The organism is Aeromonas sp. 97A (assembly GCF_051919185.1).
In the GTDB taxonomy this organism is placed as follows: domain Bacteria; phylum Pseudomonadota; class Gammaproteobacteria; order Enterobacterales; family Aeromonadaceae; genus Aeromonas; species Aeromonas veronii.
In genome coordinates this window covers 4,577,501-4,593,806 of the sequence record NZ_JBQBFF010000001.1, presented here as the reverse complement: position 1 = coordinate 4,593,806, position 16,306 = coordinate 4,577,501, and the positions used below count along the sequence as shown (strand labels likewise).

Here is a 16,306-nt window from a genome sequence, read left to right as displayed (position 1 = left end):
TTTCAGGTTTGGACAAGAGGTTGAATGTTAAGCCGCCAGCAGGTTAAAGGACAAGCAAAGAAAAAGCACCTCCCCCGGGATAATACGCGCAGAGTTGCGAGTCACCTCGCAACTTGCCCGTCTGCGGCCTCACTTGTTTTTCAGCTCCTGCACCTCGCTGCGCAGGGCGCGGATCTCCCGCAGCAGCTCCTCTTGCTGGTTGTTGTAGTGATGACGCCACTTGTCGGTCTCGCCATCCCCCTTGTTGGGCTGCAAAAACAGGCTGGCCATAAAACCGCTGATGGCACCGAACAGACCGACCCCGAACAGGATCAGCAGGCTGGCGACAAACCGCCCCTCCTCAGTCTTGGGCACCAGATCCCCGTAACCGACTGTCGAGAGGGTCACCAGCGTCCACCAGAACGCGTCATAGGGTGTCTCAATCTGGCTGCCGGGCTGGCCTGACTCAATCCAGTACATGACGCCGGAGCCCACCCCCAGCAGCAGGAAAAAGAGGAACAGGATGCCGGAAAGAGTGGTCTCGTTGCGCTCGCGACGGAACATGGCCCAGAGATCCGGGTGCTCCTTGAACAGCTGATAGACCCGCCACAACTGGATCAACCGCGCCCAGCGCAGCTGCTCCGCCATCGGCAGGCTACCCGGCAGATAGATCCAGTTGGCCTTGAAATAGGCCTTGCGATCGGAGGCCCGGATCCAACCATAAGCAAAGTGCGCGAGGAAGAAATAGCAGATCAGACTGTCGAGGTCATAGAAGAGCTGCAGAGTCTGTGGTGTCAGGCTCTCATGGCCCCACCAGCGGGCCGTCACCAGCACAACCGAGATAATCGACAGAAATGCCATCAACAGATCCATCGCCCGCAGATGAGTTAAGTGATGTCGCATACATTTTCCAACTTTAAGCACAGTGCAAATTAATAAAAGAGAAGATAATGCCGATAGTCCTGAGGGCAAAGGAAAAAACGGCTTTTAAAAGGAGAATGACAATGCAGCTGAACCTGCTGGAGAAAAGAATGAGCAACATCCGGTTGGTACCCAAAGTGGTGCTGCTGATGGTGTTCAGTACCCTCCTGCTACTGACAAAACTCTGGTTTGACGCCAACAATCTGGAAGCGACCCTGCTCAGCGAAGGGCTCGATCCCGCCAAGGCGGATGCGATCTCCAATCGCCTGCTCTGGACCGGTCTGATGGAGACCGCCATCATGGGGCTGCTGTTCGTGATCCTGCTGCTCACCGGCTCCCGCCTGATGGTCAAGCAGGTGCATTATCTGGTGGGCCTGCTGGAGCGCTTCGCCAAGCGGGACCTCAGCCACAAGGTACTGCTCAAGTCTCGTGACGAATTCGGTGACATCGCCAAGGCGGTCTCCCACTCGCAAGAGAACCTCAAAGAGGTGTTTGGCAACCAGCGTGCCGCCTGCAAGGAGCTCAACGACATCGCCTCCCAGGTGACCCTTTGCATGGAAGAGGCCAACGAAGCGATCAACGAAGAGTTCACCCAGATCGAACAGCTGGCCAGCGCCATGAGCCAGATGGTCGGCGCCATTCGCGAAGTGGCCGCCCATGCGGATCAGGCCTCTCATGCCACCGCCGAAACCAGCCAGCTGGCGGAAGAGGGGAGCCGCTGCGTCGCCGACACCGTTAGCACCATCGATACCCTCTCCGGCAACATCCAGCGCTCCGCCACCGTGGTCAACGAGGTGGAGCAGGGGGTCGAGCGCATTGGCTCTGTGGTCGACACCATTCGCGGTATCTCGGAGCAGACCAACCTGCTGGCACTGAACGCCGCCATCGAAGCGGCTCGCGCCGGTGAAGCGGGTCGTGGCTTTGCCGTGGTGGCCTCCGAAGTGCGCGAGCTGGCCAACCGGGCTCAGGCCGCCACCGTCGAGATCCAGAAGATGATCGAACAGCTGCAGGGCAATGCCCATCAGGCTGGCGAGCTGATGGCCCAAAGCGTACAGCAGGCCGACAAGGGGGTGGAACAGGTGACCCAGGCCGGTACCCAGCTCGCCACCATAGTGCAGCGGGTACAGGGTGTCGCCGACATGAACCGCCACATCGCCGCCGCCTCCGAGCAGCAGAGCTCGGTCGCCGAAGAGATGCGCGGCAATCTGGAGCAGGTCAAGCAGATCGCCGAAGGCTCCGTCGTGGTGCTTCGCGAGCTGCAAGAGGCCTCCGAGCTGGTCGAGCAGCACAGCAAGGAGCTCGACAGCCAGATCCAGTCCTTCAAGCTCGCGTGACCAGAGTGAATAGACAGAAGGCCCTGCGGGGCCTTTCTTCATATCCCCACCAGCAACCCATTTTCCTTGCCGGATCATGCTTCTCGCCCCTTCGCTGTGACGCGGGGGCCTGACAGTGCTAGATTGGCAGCCAGCTTTTTATCCGGCAGTTTCGTTAATCACAAGGACGGCAACCGTGGCCCAGCACTCTCCCTCTTTCTCCGCCCTCTCCCCCCTGCTGCAGGAGCTGGCCCAGCGCCAGTGGCAACGGCTGACTGAACTGGCCCCCGACTATGGCAACCAGCCCGAGCCGGTGCGCCAGACCCTGCTGACCCTGCTTGGTCTCTCCGATTTTATCGCCGACTCCCTCTTCAAGCAGCCGGAGTTGCTGACCGAGCTGCTCGCCTCCTGGGGTCTCGAACGGGTCGAGCGCTGGCCCGCCTACCAGAGTGACCTCACCGCCCTGCTCGCCGAGGTAAGCGATGAAGAGGCCCTCAAGCGCATCCTGCGCCAGTTCCGCCGCAGCCGCATGCTGGTGATCGCCTGGCGCGAGCTGCTGGGCCACGCGACAGTAGAAGAGAGCTTTATCCACCTCACCAAGCTGGCGGATGCCCTCATCTGCTCTGCCCGCGACTGGCTCTACGCCAAACAGTGCGGCGAACTGGGCACCCCGATGGATGGCAATGGCAACCCGCAACCGCTGCTGATCCTCGGCATGGGCAAGCTCGGCGGTGGCGAGCTCAACTTCTCCTCGGATATCGACCTTATCTTCACCTTCCCCGAGAACGGTTACACGGTCGGCGGGCGGCGTGAACTCGCCAACCAGCAATTTTTCATCAAGCTCGGCCAGCGCATCATCAACGCCCTCCACCAGCCCACTCAGGATGGTCAGGTGTTCCGGGTCGATATGCGCTTACGCCCCTTTGGCGATGCGGGGCCGCTCGCCATCTCCTTTGCCGCCATGGAGGATTACTACCAGCACCACGGCCGCAACTGGGAGCGCTACGCCATGGTCAAGGCGCGGGTATTGGGCCCCCAATGCGAGCACGCGGTCGAGCTGGCCGAGATGCTGCGCCCCTTCGTGTTTCGCCGCTATATCGACTTTGGCGTTATCGACGGCCTGCGCCAGATGAAGGCGATGATCGCCGCCGAGGTGCGCCGCAAGGGACTGGAGGGCAACATCAAGCTGGGGGCTGGCGGCATCCGTGAAGTGGAGTTTATCGCCCAGGCGCTGCAACTTATTCGCGGCGGTCGTGAACCTGCGCTACGGGTGCGCCACCTGCCCGAAGCGCTGGCCGCCATCGCCCAATGTGGCGCCCTCGAATCAGCCCATTGCGATCGCTTGCTGGATGCCTATCGCTTCCTGCGTCGGGTCGAGAACATATTGCAGGAGATCGGCGATCAACAGACCCAGACCCTGCCCACCGAGGAGCGGGATCGCCAACGGCTGATCGCTGCTCTGGGTTTTGTTGACTGGGACGCCTTTATGGCTCATCTCGATGAGGAGATGGCCGCCGTCCATCAGGAGTTCGCCGCCGTGGTGGGGGAAGAGAAAGAGGCACCCGCCCATCTGGAGCAGCTCTGGCTCGATCTGTGGCGTACCGAGCTCGACGCCGCCGAGCTGGAAAAACTGCTGACCGCGCAGGGAGTGGCCGAGCCCGCCCCGCTCTGCGCCGCGCTGCTGCGTTTCAAGGAGGAGTACAAGCGCCGTCAGGTAGGGCCGCAGGGGCGCATCGCGCTGGACTGGCTGATGCCGGAGCTGCTGCGACTGGTGGTCGCCAGCGAGCAGCCCGCCCGCCTGTTCGAGCGGGTATGCGAGCTGCTGACCCGCATCTTCACCCGCAGCGCCTACCTGCAACTGCTGGCGGAGAACCCGGGCGCCCTGCGCCAGCTGGTACGGCTGTGCGACGCCAGCCATCTGGTGAGCGAACAGCTGGCCCGCTACCCCATTTTGCTGGACGAGCTGCTCGATCCCCAGCACCTCTACCACCCCACCCCGCTCGATCAGTACAAGCCCCAGCTGCGCCAGTTCCTGCTGCGCATCCCCGAAGAGGACGTGGAGCAGCAGATGGAGGCGCTGCGTCAGTTCAAGCAGGTGCAGCTGCTGCGCATCGTGGCGGCCGATATCGCCGGCGCCCTGCCGCTGATGAAGGTGAGCGACCACCTCACCTGGCTGGCGGAGGCGATCACCGAGGAGGTGGTCAATCAGGCCTGGGCCCAGATGAGTGAGCGCTACGGGGTGCCGCCCGAGGTGGCGCTGAGCGGCCAGCGCGGTTTCGCGGTGGTGGCCTATGGCAAGCTGGGCGGCATCGAGCTGGGTTACGGCTCGGATCTCGATCTGGTGTTCCTGCACGGCGGCGACCCCAACAGCTACACAGATGGTCGCAAACCCATCGACAGCCGCCAGTTCTACCTGCGTCTCGCCCAGCGGATCCTGCACCTGTTCAGCACCCGCACCCCCTCCGGCATTCTCTACGAGATCGATATGCGGCTGCGCCCCTCCGGCGACTCCGGCCTGCTGGTCTCGTCGCTGTCGGCCTATGAGCAGTATCAGCAAAACGAGGCGTGGACCTGGGAACATCAGGCGCTGGTGCGGGCCCGCCCCATCTATGGCGATGACGCCATCGTTGCCGAGTTTGCCCGTATCCGCCGCGATGTGCTGGCCAGGGAGCGGGATCTGCCGACCCTGGCCCGCGAGGTGCGCGAGATGCGCCACAAGATGCGGGATCACCTGCTCAAGGCGGGGGCTGGCGAGTTCGACCTCAAGCAGTCCCCCGGCGGCATGGTGGATATCGAGTTTATCGCCCAGTATCTGGTGCTGGCCCACGCCTGCGGCGAGCCCGATGCCCTCACCCGCTGGTCCGATAACGTGCGCATCTTCGATGAGTGCGTCATGGCGGGGGTGCTGACCCTGGAGCAGGCGGAGGGGCTGAAGCAGGCCTATCTGGAGATCCGCAACCTCGGCCATCGCCTCAACCTCTCGGAGATCTCCCGCAAGGTGAGCGACGATCAGCTGCAGAGTGAGCGCAGCCATGTACTCGCCGTCTGGCAAACCCTGCTGGGGGAGTAATTCCCGCCAGCGGCAATGAAAAGGGGCCCGCCTGAATTGCTTCAGGCGGGCCCCTCTCTTATCGGAAAATCAGCATTCTTACGGCTGCTCAGCCGTGATCCATCACCGTCTCCACCAGCATGCTGTTGAAACGCTGATAGGCCTCTTCCTCAAGGAGCCCCGGATAGCTCAACACCCGCAGGGCATGACCTTGATAGTCAGGATGATAGGGTGGGTGGAGATGGGCATAGTCGTTGAGACAAAAGCCCAGCCCCTGATAGAAGCGCAGACGGCGAATGGCAATCTCATCTTCTGGCGGATCGATCTCGAGAATGACGGTTTTGCCTGCCCGCTCGCAAAATTCGGCCAGCAGGCGGCTGCCGTGGTTGCGGCCGCGCAGCGCCGGATTGATGGCCAGATGTTCGATATAGATCTGCTCGCCACACGCCCACCAGAAGATGAAACCGAGCAGCAGGCCGTCCTGATAAAAGATTTGGCAGTGATAGCGAGGATCCCGCATCTTCTGTGGCTGATGCTGTGACTGGCGCTGCTCGTAGCGGGGAAAACTCTCGCCATAGATCTGCCAGACCAGCGGCCACGCCGGATGGTTTACCTCTCTAATCACTTCACTCTCAATCATCAGAACTGCCTCTCATCTATTTTGCAGAACGTTCATCTATACATGAAAAATTCTGCCATATTATCCCCTGATGAAATAAAAGCCAGAACTCCCGATTAGCGGGCGCCATCCGGTTGCGAGACAAACTGCTGCTGACTGCCATCGGGCAACAGCGCCAACACGCTTTGAGCGGCCAGTTTGATCCCTGACAGCTCGGTGGCCGGGCCGAAGTTGGCTATCAGTCGAGTGCCATCGGCAAACTCGCTCTGCTGCACCACGCCTCTTTTATCGAGCCAGCGAAAACCGGTGAGCGGCTGGTTGTAGAGCCGCTCATGCATCGGACGGAAGAAGGCATCGAGCCCCCTGAGGTAGGGAATGCGCGCGCTGGCGCTATCCAGACTGAGGTTGAGCAGCGGTGGCACGTTGTAGAGCTGCTGCAACAGCTCGGTTACCTGACGGCTCTCCCTGAATTTGAGGCTGTCCATCGTCCAGTGGTGGGTGGTCACTATGCTGTCGTGAAAAACGCTCTGGAACAGCGGCAACCGCAGCGCCGGATCGAAGTAGAGCCCCTGATACTCAGGTTTTAGGTGGCTCTGGCGAAAGAAGAACGCGGGCTGATAGTCGGGATACCAGGCTCCCAGATAGTAGGGAGAGCGCTTGTTGCGGCGCATATCGGGATCCTGCCAGCCAAAGCCGCTGGTCTGGGGGCCGTGGGCAAAAGCCGCGGTGCGGTTGGCAACCGCGCCGCCTTCCTCGGAGCCCACCAGCACACCCTGACTCCTGGCAATCCACGCCATCCCGGCCATCCGGTTTTGCGCATCCTGCGCCTGGCTGGTCGGCTTGGCCGGGTCGAAGTCGTCAAACACCATGCCGGTCGCCGCCACATCGAGGAACCAGCTGTTGTAGTGGCTCGCCTGCTGCAACCAGGGTACGCGCTGTTCCATCACCGGGCGCACGCAGGCCTGATTGGTGTAGACGCCGCTATTTTGAAAGCCGCTCTTGCGCCGTCCGTTCTCCTGCATGATGCCGCAGCGCAGGTAGATATCCTGCCCCATCTGGGCGGTGAGCCAGCTCTGTTGGCTATTCCCCTCCGGCAGCGCGGTATCGTAAGAGTCGTAAGGGGCGATGAGATAGCCCGCCTGTTTGGCAAGTTCAATCCCCTCTGGCGCAGCAAAACCGGCGGTCCACTGGGGCAGACCCAGCCAGAGTTTGGGTAGTCCAGACTGCTTGAGAGCAGCGATCATCTTGGCTGAGCTGCCATCACCCCAGCTCTGTGGCTCGTTGAGCGCAGCCCCCAGTTGTTTAGTCGCCAGCACTCGCCGGGCAGTGAAATCGGCCGGTTGCTGACCCGGATGGCGCAGCGCCAGCGCCTGCTCCACTCCGGCCAATACCAGATTTTGCAGGTAGCGATTGCGCTCAAGATCGGGCGCTTTCAGCGCACTCTTACTCTCCCCCTTGAGCCAGTCGGTGGGGATCAGGCGGCGCAGCGCGGGCCAACTCTTCACATCCTGTGGCACCAGCAGTCGCTCGCCCCAAAGGTAGAGGTGAGAGGCGCCGATCAGCCGCTTGCCATCCTTTACTGCCGCCAGCTTGCTCTCGAGCGAGACCAGCTCGCCCCGCTCCTGCAACCAGCTGCGATAGGCCTTGGCCGCCGCCAGCCAGTCGTTGCCCGGTTGCAACGACACTGCCACCTCATAGGGGTCAGCCAGATTGAGGCGATTGACGCTATGGGTCGCGGTGAGGGCAATGCCATCTTTCTTCGGAGCAAAGGTGAGCCGGTTGTTGAAAGGGTTGGCAAAGAGGATCGCCAGCTGCTGATCGCCGTGATCCAGCCCAACCACCGGCAGGGTCAGATTATCCGTGGTGTTGATCCCCTGATACTCCTGCGCCAGCGCCTTGCGCCACGCAGTGTGCGTAGCCGGAATGCGAAATCCCTCGTGGATCGGCAGTATCAGCGCCTGCGCACCTGCCGGTACCCGCGGCCACACCAGCTCGCCAGCACTCGCACGGCTCAGGGTGAGGATCAGACGATTGCCCTCGAGGCGAGCCAAGGCCCGCACCTCGCCATCGGCACGGGTCAGCCAGCTGGCGCGCTCCCCCTCCTGCTGCAGAGCGGTGACCGGCTGACGCGGGCCGGGAGAAGAGATGAGAAGGTGCTTGCCCGATGGCAGCACAGCCTCGGCCGCCAGGGTGGCGGGATCCAGCTCGATGCGCCACTGATCGTTGGCAAGGGTCAGCGCCTCGGCAGGCAGGGAGAACAGCGGCGCCAACAGCAGCAGCGGGCGGATCCGGCTCGCTAATTCGGGAAGAAGAGTCATGGTCGGTGATTCCTGATAACACACGGGAATCGCCATTTCAGCAGATTGGCCGCCTGCGATTGTCAGGCCAATGTCAGGATTGCGTGCAACTGACCATCACGACGACCATTACTCAACCGGCCCAGCCTGACTGTGGCTTAGCTGCAACACCAGCTGGCCGCGCTGGCTGGTCTGCACCAGCGAAAGGGTACGCCAGCTGTCGGGCGTGGCAGCAGGCCAACCCACCTTGCCATCGAGAGGCAGACGGTTCCACCACAGCAGGGAATATTGCGGGCGGGCCAGCACCGTCTGCTCAAGCCAGAGCGGCGTACAGGAAGCGGGATTTGCGGGGGGACTGGCCACCGCCAGCGGCGAGCGGGAGAGCCAGTCCAGATCCTTCACCGCAGGCAGCGGCAGCGCCATCTGCCACTCCTTGCCCGCCACCGTCAGCCGCAGCTGATAGAGGCCAGCTGGCAAAGGCGTCGGTAGATCGGCCCCGACAACCCTGACTCCGGAGTTCTCTTCCGCCTCCCACTGAGCGCCTGCCAGTCGGTCACGGCCAGCGGGATCGATAAGTTCAGCGGCGGCGATGGGCCCCTCCCCGGTCAACTGCACCCGATAGTCCCGCAACAACGGCGCATCGCGCTGGATCAGCTCAAGACGCAGCTCGCTCACCCCATCAGGCAGAGTGAGCGGGAAATCCTTGCCACAGTGCTGGGCACTCAGCGCAGCCAGCATCCCCTGCCAGCTACGGCGCTCGGCATCGCTGTTGAGCGCAGGCCATGCCTGCTGCAAAGATTGCCAGGCGTGCTGGTTATCTCCCTGCAACAGCGCCAAGGTAGCCGGTTGCAGCGGGTCGGCGCGTTCGGTTTCCAGGAGGCGATCGGTTGCCATCACACTGCCTGCATTCAGTAGGCCGACGCTTAGAGCCAACAGCAGAGGTGTCAGCGTTGCATGCTTCACGCTGGCACCTCCAGCCGGTAGCCGATGCCGCGCACCGTCTCGATGGCCAGTCCGGGCAGCTTCTGGCGCAGTTGCAGAATATGGGTATCAACCGTGCGGGTGGAGGGAAACGCCTGATAGCCCCACACCCGGTTGAGGATCTCCTCCCGGCTCAGCACCCGCCCCGCCATCCGCACCAGCAGGGTGAGCAGGGCAAACTCGGTGGGGGTAAAGCTCACCTCCGCATCCTGCCAGCTCGCCTGCATCCGGGCGGGATGCAGCTGCAAGCCGCCCACCGCCTGAGTGCCATCCCCCAGCTGGCGCAGCTGGGCCCGGATCCGCGCCAGCAGCTCGTCGTGGGAGAAGGGCTTGGTCAGGTAGTCGCGCGCCCCCGCATCGAGCCCGGCCACCCGGTCGCTCACCTCCACCCGGGCGGTCAGCACGATCACCGGCAGCGCCTTGCGCGCCAGCCACAGGGGTAGCCAGTCGAGGGCATCCCCCTCCGGCATGGTGCGATCCAGCAGCACCAGATCCGCCGCCAGCCACTGCTGCTCCGCCGCAGCCAGGGTGTCGCACCAGAGGCAGCGATACCCTTCACGGGTCAGATAGCGTTGCAGGTTCTCCGCCAGCAGCGCCTCGTCTTCAACAAGCAGGATGGTTTTCATGATTCGGGGTCGCTCCAGAGTTGGCAGGGCAGCGTCAGGGTAAAAGTAGTGGGCGGGCCGGATAGGGCGAGGCGCCCGCCAAGACGGCTCAGCAGATGGCGCACGATGGCAAGCCCCAGCCCCAAACCATCGGCACGGGCACCTCGGTGCAGCAGGGTAGCGAGCCGGTAACCCGGCAGCTCGCCGCCATCGCTGACCGCGAGGATAAGACGCCCCGCCTGCCAGCTGGCACAGATCCGAACCGGCGCGCGGCCATGCTGGCTGGCGTTGCGCAGCAGGTTGTCGAGGGCGAGATCGAGCCAGTAAAAGGGGAGCGCCAGAGTCATCTCCCGCTCAAGACAGAAGGTGGCGTCATGCCGCTCGCAGGCCAGGGTGAGCCACTCGGTGAGACTGACCGCCACCCGCTCATCTTCCAGAGTCTCTGCCGCCAGATAGTGGCGACTGGCCTGCGCCAGTTGATGCAGACGGGCGACACTGCCCAGCAGCTGACCCACGCTCTGCTGGGCGGAAGGGGGCAGCCGGTCGAAATCGTGGCGCAGCTCCTCGCTGATGCCGGAGAGCGCCATGATGGGAGTGCGCAGCTCATGGGTCAGCATCTGCAATGCGACACGCCGCTCCCGCAGCAGGCGCCAGCGCTGCCAGCTGGCCCACCCCAGCAGCAGGATGAAACCAAGAGAGCTGGCCAGCGCCAGCCACTGCCAGCCAAGCGTGGGGCGAGTATTGAAGCAGATCGCTCCGACTCGCTCCTCACAAGTACCAGCGGTACGACTATCCAGCGTCACACCAAGCCGCTCGGCCAGCGGCTGCCACTGCCCTGCGCCATAACGGCGCCACTGCCCATCGGCAAGCAGCCAGAGCTGGCCGGATTGCAGCAGCCAGCGCTCGCCCCGCAGCAGGGCGTCTAGGTTGTCATCATCAAGCTCGCCAAGCTGCCCCAACCGATCGCTCCGCTCCCGCACATGGAGCAGAGCGTCGAGCCCGGCCGCCGAATGACCATCCTGCCAGCGAGCAGCGCTGGAACCGCCCTGCGGATAGACGGGGTGAGCAGCAAACCAGCGAGTCGAGGGTTCAGCCCCTTGGCCGCAAAGCGCCCGCAGCAGCGGCAGCCACTCGGCGGGCAACTCATTCTCTGTCCCGCACTCCTGCTGATAGCGATAGATGGCTTGCAACTGGCGCAGCGGATAACTCTGCCAGGCGGGATAGAGGGAGTCGGGAGCAATCAGGCGACGATCGAGCCGCTGCACCTCGTCAAGAGGCAGCGCCTGTTCGGGAGCCTGCCTGGCCAGCTCGCCCGCCAGGCGATCAGCCAGCGGCCCGGCCAGCACGGGATACGCCATGCCGTAGCAGATCAGGGAGCAGAGCAGCAGGATCAGGCGCATGGGTTCAACTCGAGATGACTCCGGATCAAGGCGCAGCAGATCACTGCGCCATAAAAAATGTCAGCGCCATTTTTCAATGGCGCTGACATCCGGTCAACCGCTAACGGCATTGGCGCGGCTCCCGCCAGCCCATGTGAACCGTCACCTATTTGAACAGTCCCTTGAGCAGCTGGTCAGCCACCCCTTTGACAGCATCGTTGTCGGCCTTGTCCCCCAGCAGCTTCTTGAGGCCGCGTTCGGCCTCCTTGCGGGCCTTCTCCTCCAGCAATTTGTTGTTGCTGAGCAGTGCCTTCACATCGAGCTGATAGCTGGGGGCCTGCCAGTGACCGCCGATCCGCACCGGAATGGTGATCTCCTTCAGCTCGTCCACATCCTTGCCCCCCTGCCCCTTGCTGCTCTCGACGATGGAGGTAAGGAACAGGAAGTCGAGGCTCTCCGGCACCAGCGCAGTCTGCCCCTCCCCCTTGACCCGCAAGGCCGGGGCAAATAGCTGGATGTCGTTGCTGCGGGCGATGCCGTCGGCAATCTGGAAGCTGGCGGTAAGGGAGCTGAAGTCGGTCTTGCGCGCCTCCTTCACCTGCTCGGCCCCCTTGCCGGTGAGGGTGGCCCGCGCCTCGCGGATCATCTCCGGCAGGTTGATGCCGTGCAGGGCACCGTCGCTCAGCTTCAAGGTAACCTTGCCTTGCATCCCGTTGCGCAGTGCCAACTCAGAGAGACCACGCCCCTGCACCTGCACATCGAGATCGCCCTTGCCCTCCAGCAGATCACTCTGAGCCAGAGTCTGCAACAAGGGGCGAATGTTCACTCCGGCCACCTGCTTGTGCACCTTGTAGGTGGCGGGCTGCTGGCGTGCGTCGAGTACCCCGTTCGCGCTTACCTGACCACCTGCTACGGTCGCGCTGAACTGTTTGAGCGTGAGCAGTCCCCTGGCCAAAACCACCTGCAGATCGACTGCGCCGAGATCCAGCCCTTTCAGACGCAGGCTGCCGAGTTGCAGCCGACCATCCAGATCCACCCCTTTGAGCGCGCCCAGATCCGGTTCAACCGCGGAGAGAGCTTCGCTCTTGCCGGTTGCCGCTTTATTGCCATTTGCAGCAGTGTTGGCAACACCGGTCGCCGGTTTGTCCTCTTTCGCCTGCGCAGGTGTGTTAGGTGCCGGTTTGGCGAGCCATTTGTCGAGATCCAGCTTCTCCCCCTTGAGATCGAAGCTGATTGCGGGAACAGCGCCAAGCTGCACAATTCCATCACCACTCAACAGCGCCTCATCGGCACTCATCACCAGCTTGCTCAGGGTGATCAGCTGCTTGTCGAGCTCGGCACGGGCAAACCCGGCCAGTTTCAGCTTCATCTGCGGGCGTGGCAGCGCATCACCTTCCAGCGCTGCCGTCAGCAGCACATCGGAGAGCTCGGCCAGCTTCATCTCTTTATCGAGCCGTCCCTTGAGCGTTCCTTCCAGCGAGCCAGCCAGTGAAGCTTGCTGCCCCTCTACCTTGGCTCCTTTCAGCGCCAACGTGAGGTTGCCCCACTCACCCAAGGCCAGTCGGTCTCCCTTGATGGAGAAACTGTCGAGTCGCAGGGACGGGTCACTCAGGCTGCCACTGAGGCTCAAGTCTTTTAGTTCACTCGCCATCACCTCCTGCGCCAGCTTGACCTGGGTCTGCCCTTTAACATCGAAAGCGAGCTTGTCGGCACTCCCCTTGGCGGCCAGCGTCACGGGTACCCACTGACCGGTGGCCAGCTGCCCCATATCGAGATCGAGGCGATCCAGTCGCAGCGAGGTGCCGCTGCGATCATCCTGTACCAGCGCGCTGGCCTGAGAGAGCACGACACCCTGCAAGCTGATCTGCCAGGGCTTGCTATCAGCGGCTGGCGCAGGGGTTGCGGGGACGACCGGTTCGCTTGCATCAGCAGTGGCATCTTTGAGCAGTCCGCTCAGATTGGAGCTGCCATCCGCCTTGGTCTGGATAAAGAGATGGGCACCACTCAGGGTCACCTTGCCGATCTCCAGACGATGGGAGAGCAGCGGCAACAGGGCCACCGAGGCCTCGCCCTGTTCGAAACGAACCAGATCCGGCTCGGCAAAACCGGCCGGATTGCGCAGGGCGACCTTTTCCAGCGAGAGGCCGAGACTCGGCCAGAAACGCCAGTCGATCTCCCCCACCATCACCAGTTCCCGGCCCGTGCTCTTGCGCACCTGTTCAGCCAGTTGGGGCTTGAATTGATTGGGGTCGATAAGGCTTATCAACGTCACTATGGCCAGCAAGGCCGCTACGGCGATGCCGAGCAAGATGAGAACTATCTTCTTCACGATATGCTCCTTGAATCCGGATCCACTGCAGACTATATCACTCACCGTCTGACGAATGGCGTCTGCGGGACAAAAGCGGACAAGGATGAGACAGGGATGGTCGCTGCCAATCCCTATTGGCATCCGCAAGAATCAGGCTTGTAAAGGGGATTGCTGCAGCCGCGCCATCGCGGTGCGCGTCGACTCGAAAGCAAAGCGGGGCAAGGGAATATCGCTGATCTTCAGCCACTGACAGGCGGCCACATCGTCAGCCGGCTGGATGACCGGTTTTTCACTCAGCTTGATGGCGAAAAAGGTGTCACAGGTGTGATAGGTGATGCCATCGTAGGGATAGATATTGGGGAAGGAACCGAGATAGGTAAAAGGTTGGGCGCTAACATCGAGCCCCAGCTCCTCCTGCAACTCGCGCACCAGTGCCACCTCCAGCGACTCGCCGGGATCGACAAATCCGCCCGGCAGATCCAGCAACCCCTTGCCCGGATTGCCGGCCCTCACCGCAACCAGCACCTCATCTTGCCAGCAAAGCGCCACCATCACAGCCGTCGCCACATTCTGGAAAAAATGAAAACCGCAGCCACAGTGAAACTCTTTGGGGCTGACGCTCTGCAGGGTTTGACCACCACATTTTGGACAAAACATGGGCTATCTCCGACGAAATAAAGCGCCATTTTACGACACCAAGGCCATTTTTTATGAGTAAAACCGACGGGGGAATACTAGGAATTGGAAGGGAGAGGAATAAAACGGGGCAATTATCAGGCGACTTACTGAATTTCAGCCAATAAAAAACCCCGCTCGATGAGCGGGGTTCTTAAATTGGGTGCCTGGCAGTGTCCTACTCTCGCATGGCGAATGCCACACTACCATCGGCGCTACCGCGTTTCACTTCTGAGTTCGGCATGGGATCAGGTGGTTCCACGGCGCTATGGCCGCCAGGCAAAAATCTTCAATCTGAGAAAGCTGACGTAAGTAGTTCGCTTGGTATTTGCTACAAGCCTTAGAACACTTCTTGGGTGTTGTATGGTTAAGCCTCACGGGTAATTAGTATGGGTTAGCTCAACACGTCGCCGCGCTTACACACCCCACCTATCAACGTTGTGGTCTCCAACGGCCCTTTAGGACCCTCAAGGGGTCAGGGATGACTCATCTCAGGGCTCGCTTCCCGCTTAGATGCTTTCAGCGGTTATCGATTCCGAACTTAGCTACCGGGCAGTGCCACTGGCGTGACAACCCGAACACCAGAGGTTCGTTCACTCCGGTCCTCTCGTACTAGGAGCAACTCCCTTCAATCATCCAACGCCCACGGCAGATAGGGACCGAACTGTCTCACGACGTTCTGAACCCAGCTCGCGTACCACTTTAAATGGCGAACAGCCATACCCTTGGGACCGACTTCAGCCCTAGGATGTGATGAGCCGACATCGAGGTGCCAAACACCGCCGTCGATATGAACTCTTGGGCGGTATCAGCCTGTTATCCCCGGAGTACCTTTTATCCGTTGAGCGATGGCCCTTCCATTCAGAACCACCGGATCACTATGACCTACTTTCGTACCTGCTCGACCTGTCCGTCTCGCAGTTAAGCTGGCTTATGCCATTGCACTAACCTCCTGATGTCCGACCAGGATTAGCCAACCTTCGTGCTCCTCCGTTACTCTTTGGGAGGAGACCGCCCCAGTCAAACTACCCACCAGGCACTGTCCGCGAGCCCGATTCAGGGCCCTGCGTTAGAACATCAAACATACAAGGGTGGTATTTCAAGGACGGCTCCAGCGCAACTGGCGTCACGCCTTCAAAGCCTCCCACCTATCCTACACATGTAGGTTCAATGTTCAGTGCCAAGCTGTAGTAAAGGTTCACGGGGTCTTTCCGTCTAGCCGCGGGTACACCGCATCTTCACGGCGAATTCGATTTCACTGAGTCTCGGGTGGAGACAGCATGGCCATGGTTACACCATTCGTGCAGGTCGGAACTTACCCGACAAGGAATTTCGCTACCTTAGGACCGTTATAGTTACGGCCGCCGTTTACCGGGGCTTCGATCAAGAGCTTCGCTTGCGCTAACCCCATCAATTAACCTTCCGGCACCGGGCAGGTGTCACACCCTATACGTCCACTTTCGTGTTTGCAGAGTGCTGTGTTTTTGATAAACAGTCCCAGCCATCTGGTCACTGCGACTCCCAACTGCTCCATCCGCAAGGGACTTCACTGTCAAGAGCGAACCTTCTCCCGAAGTTACGGTTCTATTTTGCCTAGTTCCTTCACCCGAGTTCTCTCAAGCGCCTTGGTATTCTCTACCCGACCACCTGTGTCGGTTTGGGGTACGATGACTTGTAATCTGAAGCTTAGAGGCTTTTCCTGGAAGCAGGGCATCAATGGCTTCCACACCGTAGTGTGTTCGTCTCGTGTCTCAGTGTTGTGTCTCCGGATTTGCCTGGAAACACCACCTACGCACTTTCACCAGGACAACCGTCGCCTGGCCCACCTAGCCTTCTCCGTCCCCCCATCGCAATTACAAGTCGTGCAGGAATATTAACCTGCTTCCCATCGACTACGCCTTTCGGCCTCGCCTTAGGGGTCGACTCACCCTGCCCCGATTAACGTTGGACAGGAACCCTTGGTCTTCCGGCGAGGAGGCTTTTCACCCCCTTTATCGTTACTTACGTCAGCATTCGCACTTCTGATATCTCCAGCATACCTCTCGATACACCTTCGCAGACTTACAGAACGCTCCCCTACCACTCACACATAAGTGTGAATCCGCGGCTTCGGTGCCTGGTTTGAGCCCCGTTACATCTTCCGCGCAGGCCGACTCGACTAGTGAGCTATTACGCTT

At 61.2% G+C, this 16,306-nt stretch carries 10 protein-coding genes and 2 rRNA genes (1 of these 12 only partly in view); 2 read left to right on the top strand and 10 right to left on the bottom strand.

Going from position 1 to position 16,306, the window contains the following annotated elements; genetic code table 11:
* Positions 1-129: 129 nt before the first annotated feature.
* Positions 130-882 (bottom strand): potassium channel family protein, encoded by a 753-nt coding sequence (locus ACTG27_RS21150; protein WP_005354446.1) that lies wholly within the window; start codon positions 880-882, stop codon positions 130-132.
* 101 nt (positions 883-983) lie between these two features.
* On the opposite strand from ACTG27_RS21150, the gene ACTG27_RS21145 reads away from it, so the two are divergent.
* Positions 984-2,234 carry a methyl-accepting chemotaxis protein gene (locus tag ACTG27_RS21145; RefSeq protein ID WP_005362726.1) on the top strand — a complete coding sequence of 417 codons (1,251 nt, stop codon included), beginning with the start codon at positions 984-986 and terminating at the stop codon, positions 2,232-2,234.
* A gap of 175 nt (positions 2,235-2,409) precedes the next feature.
* Positions 2,410-5,283 (top strand): bifunctional [glutamate--ammonia ligase]-adenylyl-L-tyrosine phosphorylase/[glutamate--ammonia-ligase] adenylyltransferase, encoded by a 2,874-nt coding sequence (glnE, locus tag ACTG27_RS21140; RefSeq protein WP_439980372.1) that lies wholly within the window; start codon positions 2,410-2,412, stop codon positions 5,281-5,283.
* Between the two features lie 88 nt (positions 5,284-5,371).
* On the opposite strand, the gene ACTG27_RS21135 is transcribed toward glnE, so the two are convergent.
* The 9 genes from ACTG27_RS21135 to ACTG27_RS21095 form a co-directional block, all read right to left on the bottom strand.
* On the bottom strand, positions 5,372-5,902 hold the full coding sequence (locus ACTG27_RS21135; RefSeq protein ID WP_439980370.1) for a GNAT family N-acetyltransferase: 531 nt from the start codon (positions 5,900-5,902) through the stop codon (positions 5,372-5,374).
* 95 nt (positions 5,903-5,997) lie between these two features.
* Entirely contained in the window at positions 5,998-8,199 is a 2,202-nt protein-coding gene (locus ACTG27_RS21130) for a glycoside hydrolase (RefSeq protein ID WP_439980368.1), read from the bottom strand.
* 108 nt (positions 8,200-8,307) lie between these two features.
* The gene (locus ACTG27_RS21125) at positions 8,308-9,072 is read right to left on the bottom strand and encodes a DUF2861 family protein (protein WP_439980366.1); all 765 of its coding nucleotides are present in this window, start codon (positions 9,070-9,072) and stop codon (positions 8,308-8,310) included.
* Positions 9,073-9,137: 65 nt separating this feature from the next.
* Entirely contained in the window at positions 9,138-9,785 is a 648-nt protein-coding gene (locus ACTG27_RS21120) for a response regulator transcription factor (protein WP_058058526.1), read from the bottom strand.
* A complete protein-coding gene (locus ACTG27_RS21115) occupies positions 9,782-11,164 on the bottom strand; it encodes a DUF3404 domain-containing protein (protein ID WP_439980364.1) in 1,383 nt (460 codons plus the stop codon). The genes ACTG27_RS21120 and ACTG27_RS21115 overlap by 4 nt, the downstream gene beginning before the upstream one ends.
* A 145-nt stretch (positions 11,165-11,309) precedes the next feature.
* Positions 11,310-13,472: an AsmA family protein gene (locus tag ACTG27_RS21110; protein ID WP_439980363.1), complete on the bottom strand. Its 2,163-nt coding sequence runs from the start codon at positions 13,470-13,472 to the stop codon at positions 11,310-11,312.
* Between the two features lie 132 nt (positions 13,473-13,604).
* The gene (locus tag ACTG27_RS21105) at positions 13,605-14,111 is read right to left on the bottom strand and encodes an NUDIX domain-containing protein (RefSeq protein WP_439980361.1); all 507 of its coding nucleotides are present in this window, start codon (positions 14,109-14,111) and stop codon (positions 13,605-13,607) included.
* A gap of 183 nt (positions 14,112-14,294) precedes the next feature.
* Positions 14,295-14,409 (bottom strand): 5S ribosomal RNA (gene rrf, locus ACTG27_RS21100).
* An 83-nt stretch (positions 14,410-14,492) separates the two neighbouring features.
* Positions 14,493-16,306: ribosomal RNA gene (locus tag ACTG27_RS21095) — 23S ribosomal RNA — on the bottom strand; it runs 1,076 nt beyond the window's last position.

Coding starts and splice junctions, on each gene's coding strand:
- ACTG27_RS21150 (WP_005354446.1), bottom strand. CDS start 882: ATGCGACATCACTTAACTCATCTGCGGGCGATGGATCTGTTGATGGCA.
- ACTG27_RS21145 (WP_005362726.1), top strand. CDS start 984: ATGCAGCTGAACCTGCTGGAGAAAAGAATGAGCAACATCCGGTTGGTA.
- ACTG27_RS21135 (WP_439980370.1), bottom strand. CDS start 5,902: ATGATTGAGAGTGAAGTGATTAGAGAGGTAAACCATCCGGCGTGGCCG.
- ACTG27_RS21130 (WP_439980368.1), bottom strand. CDS start 8,199: ATGACTCTTCTTCCCGAATTAGCGAGCCGGATCCGCCCGCTGCTGCTG.
- ACTG27_RS21125 (WP_439980366.1), bottom strand. CDS start 9,072: ATGGCAACCGATCGCCTCCTGGAAACCGAACGCGCCGACCCGCTGCAA.
- ACTG27_RS21120 (WP_058058526.1), bottom strand. CDS start 9,785: ATGAAAACCATCCTGCTTGTTGAAGACGAGGCGCTGCTGGCGGAGAAC.
- ACTG27_RS21115 (WP_439980364.1), bottom strand. CDS start 11,164: ATGCGCCTGATCCTGCTGCTCTGCTCCCTGATCTGCTACGGCATGGCG.
- ACTG27_RS21105 (WP_439980361.1), bottom strand. CDS start 14,111: ATGTTTTGTCCAAAATGTGGTGGTCAAACCCTGCAGAGCGTCAGCCCC.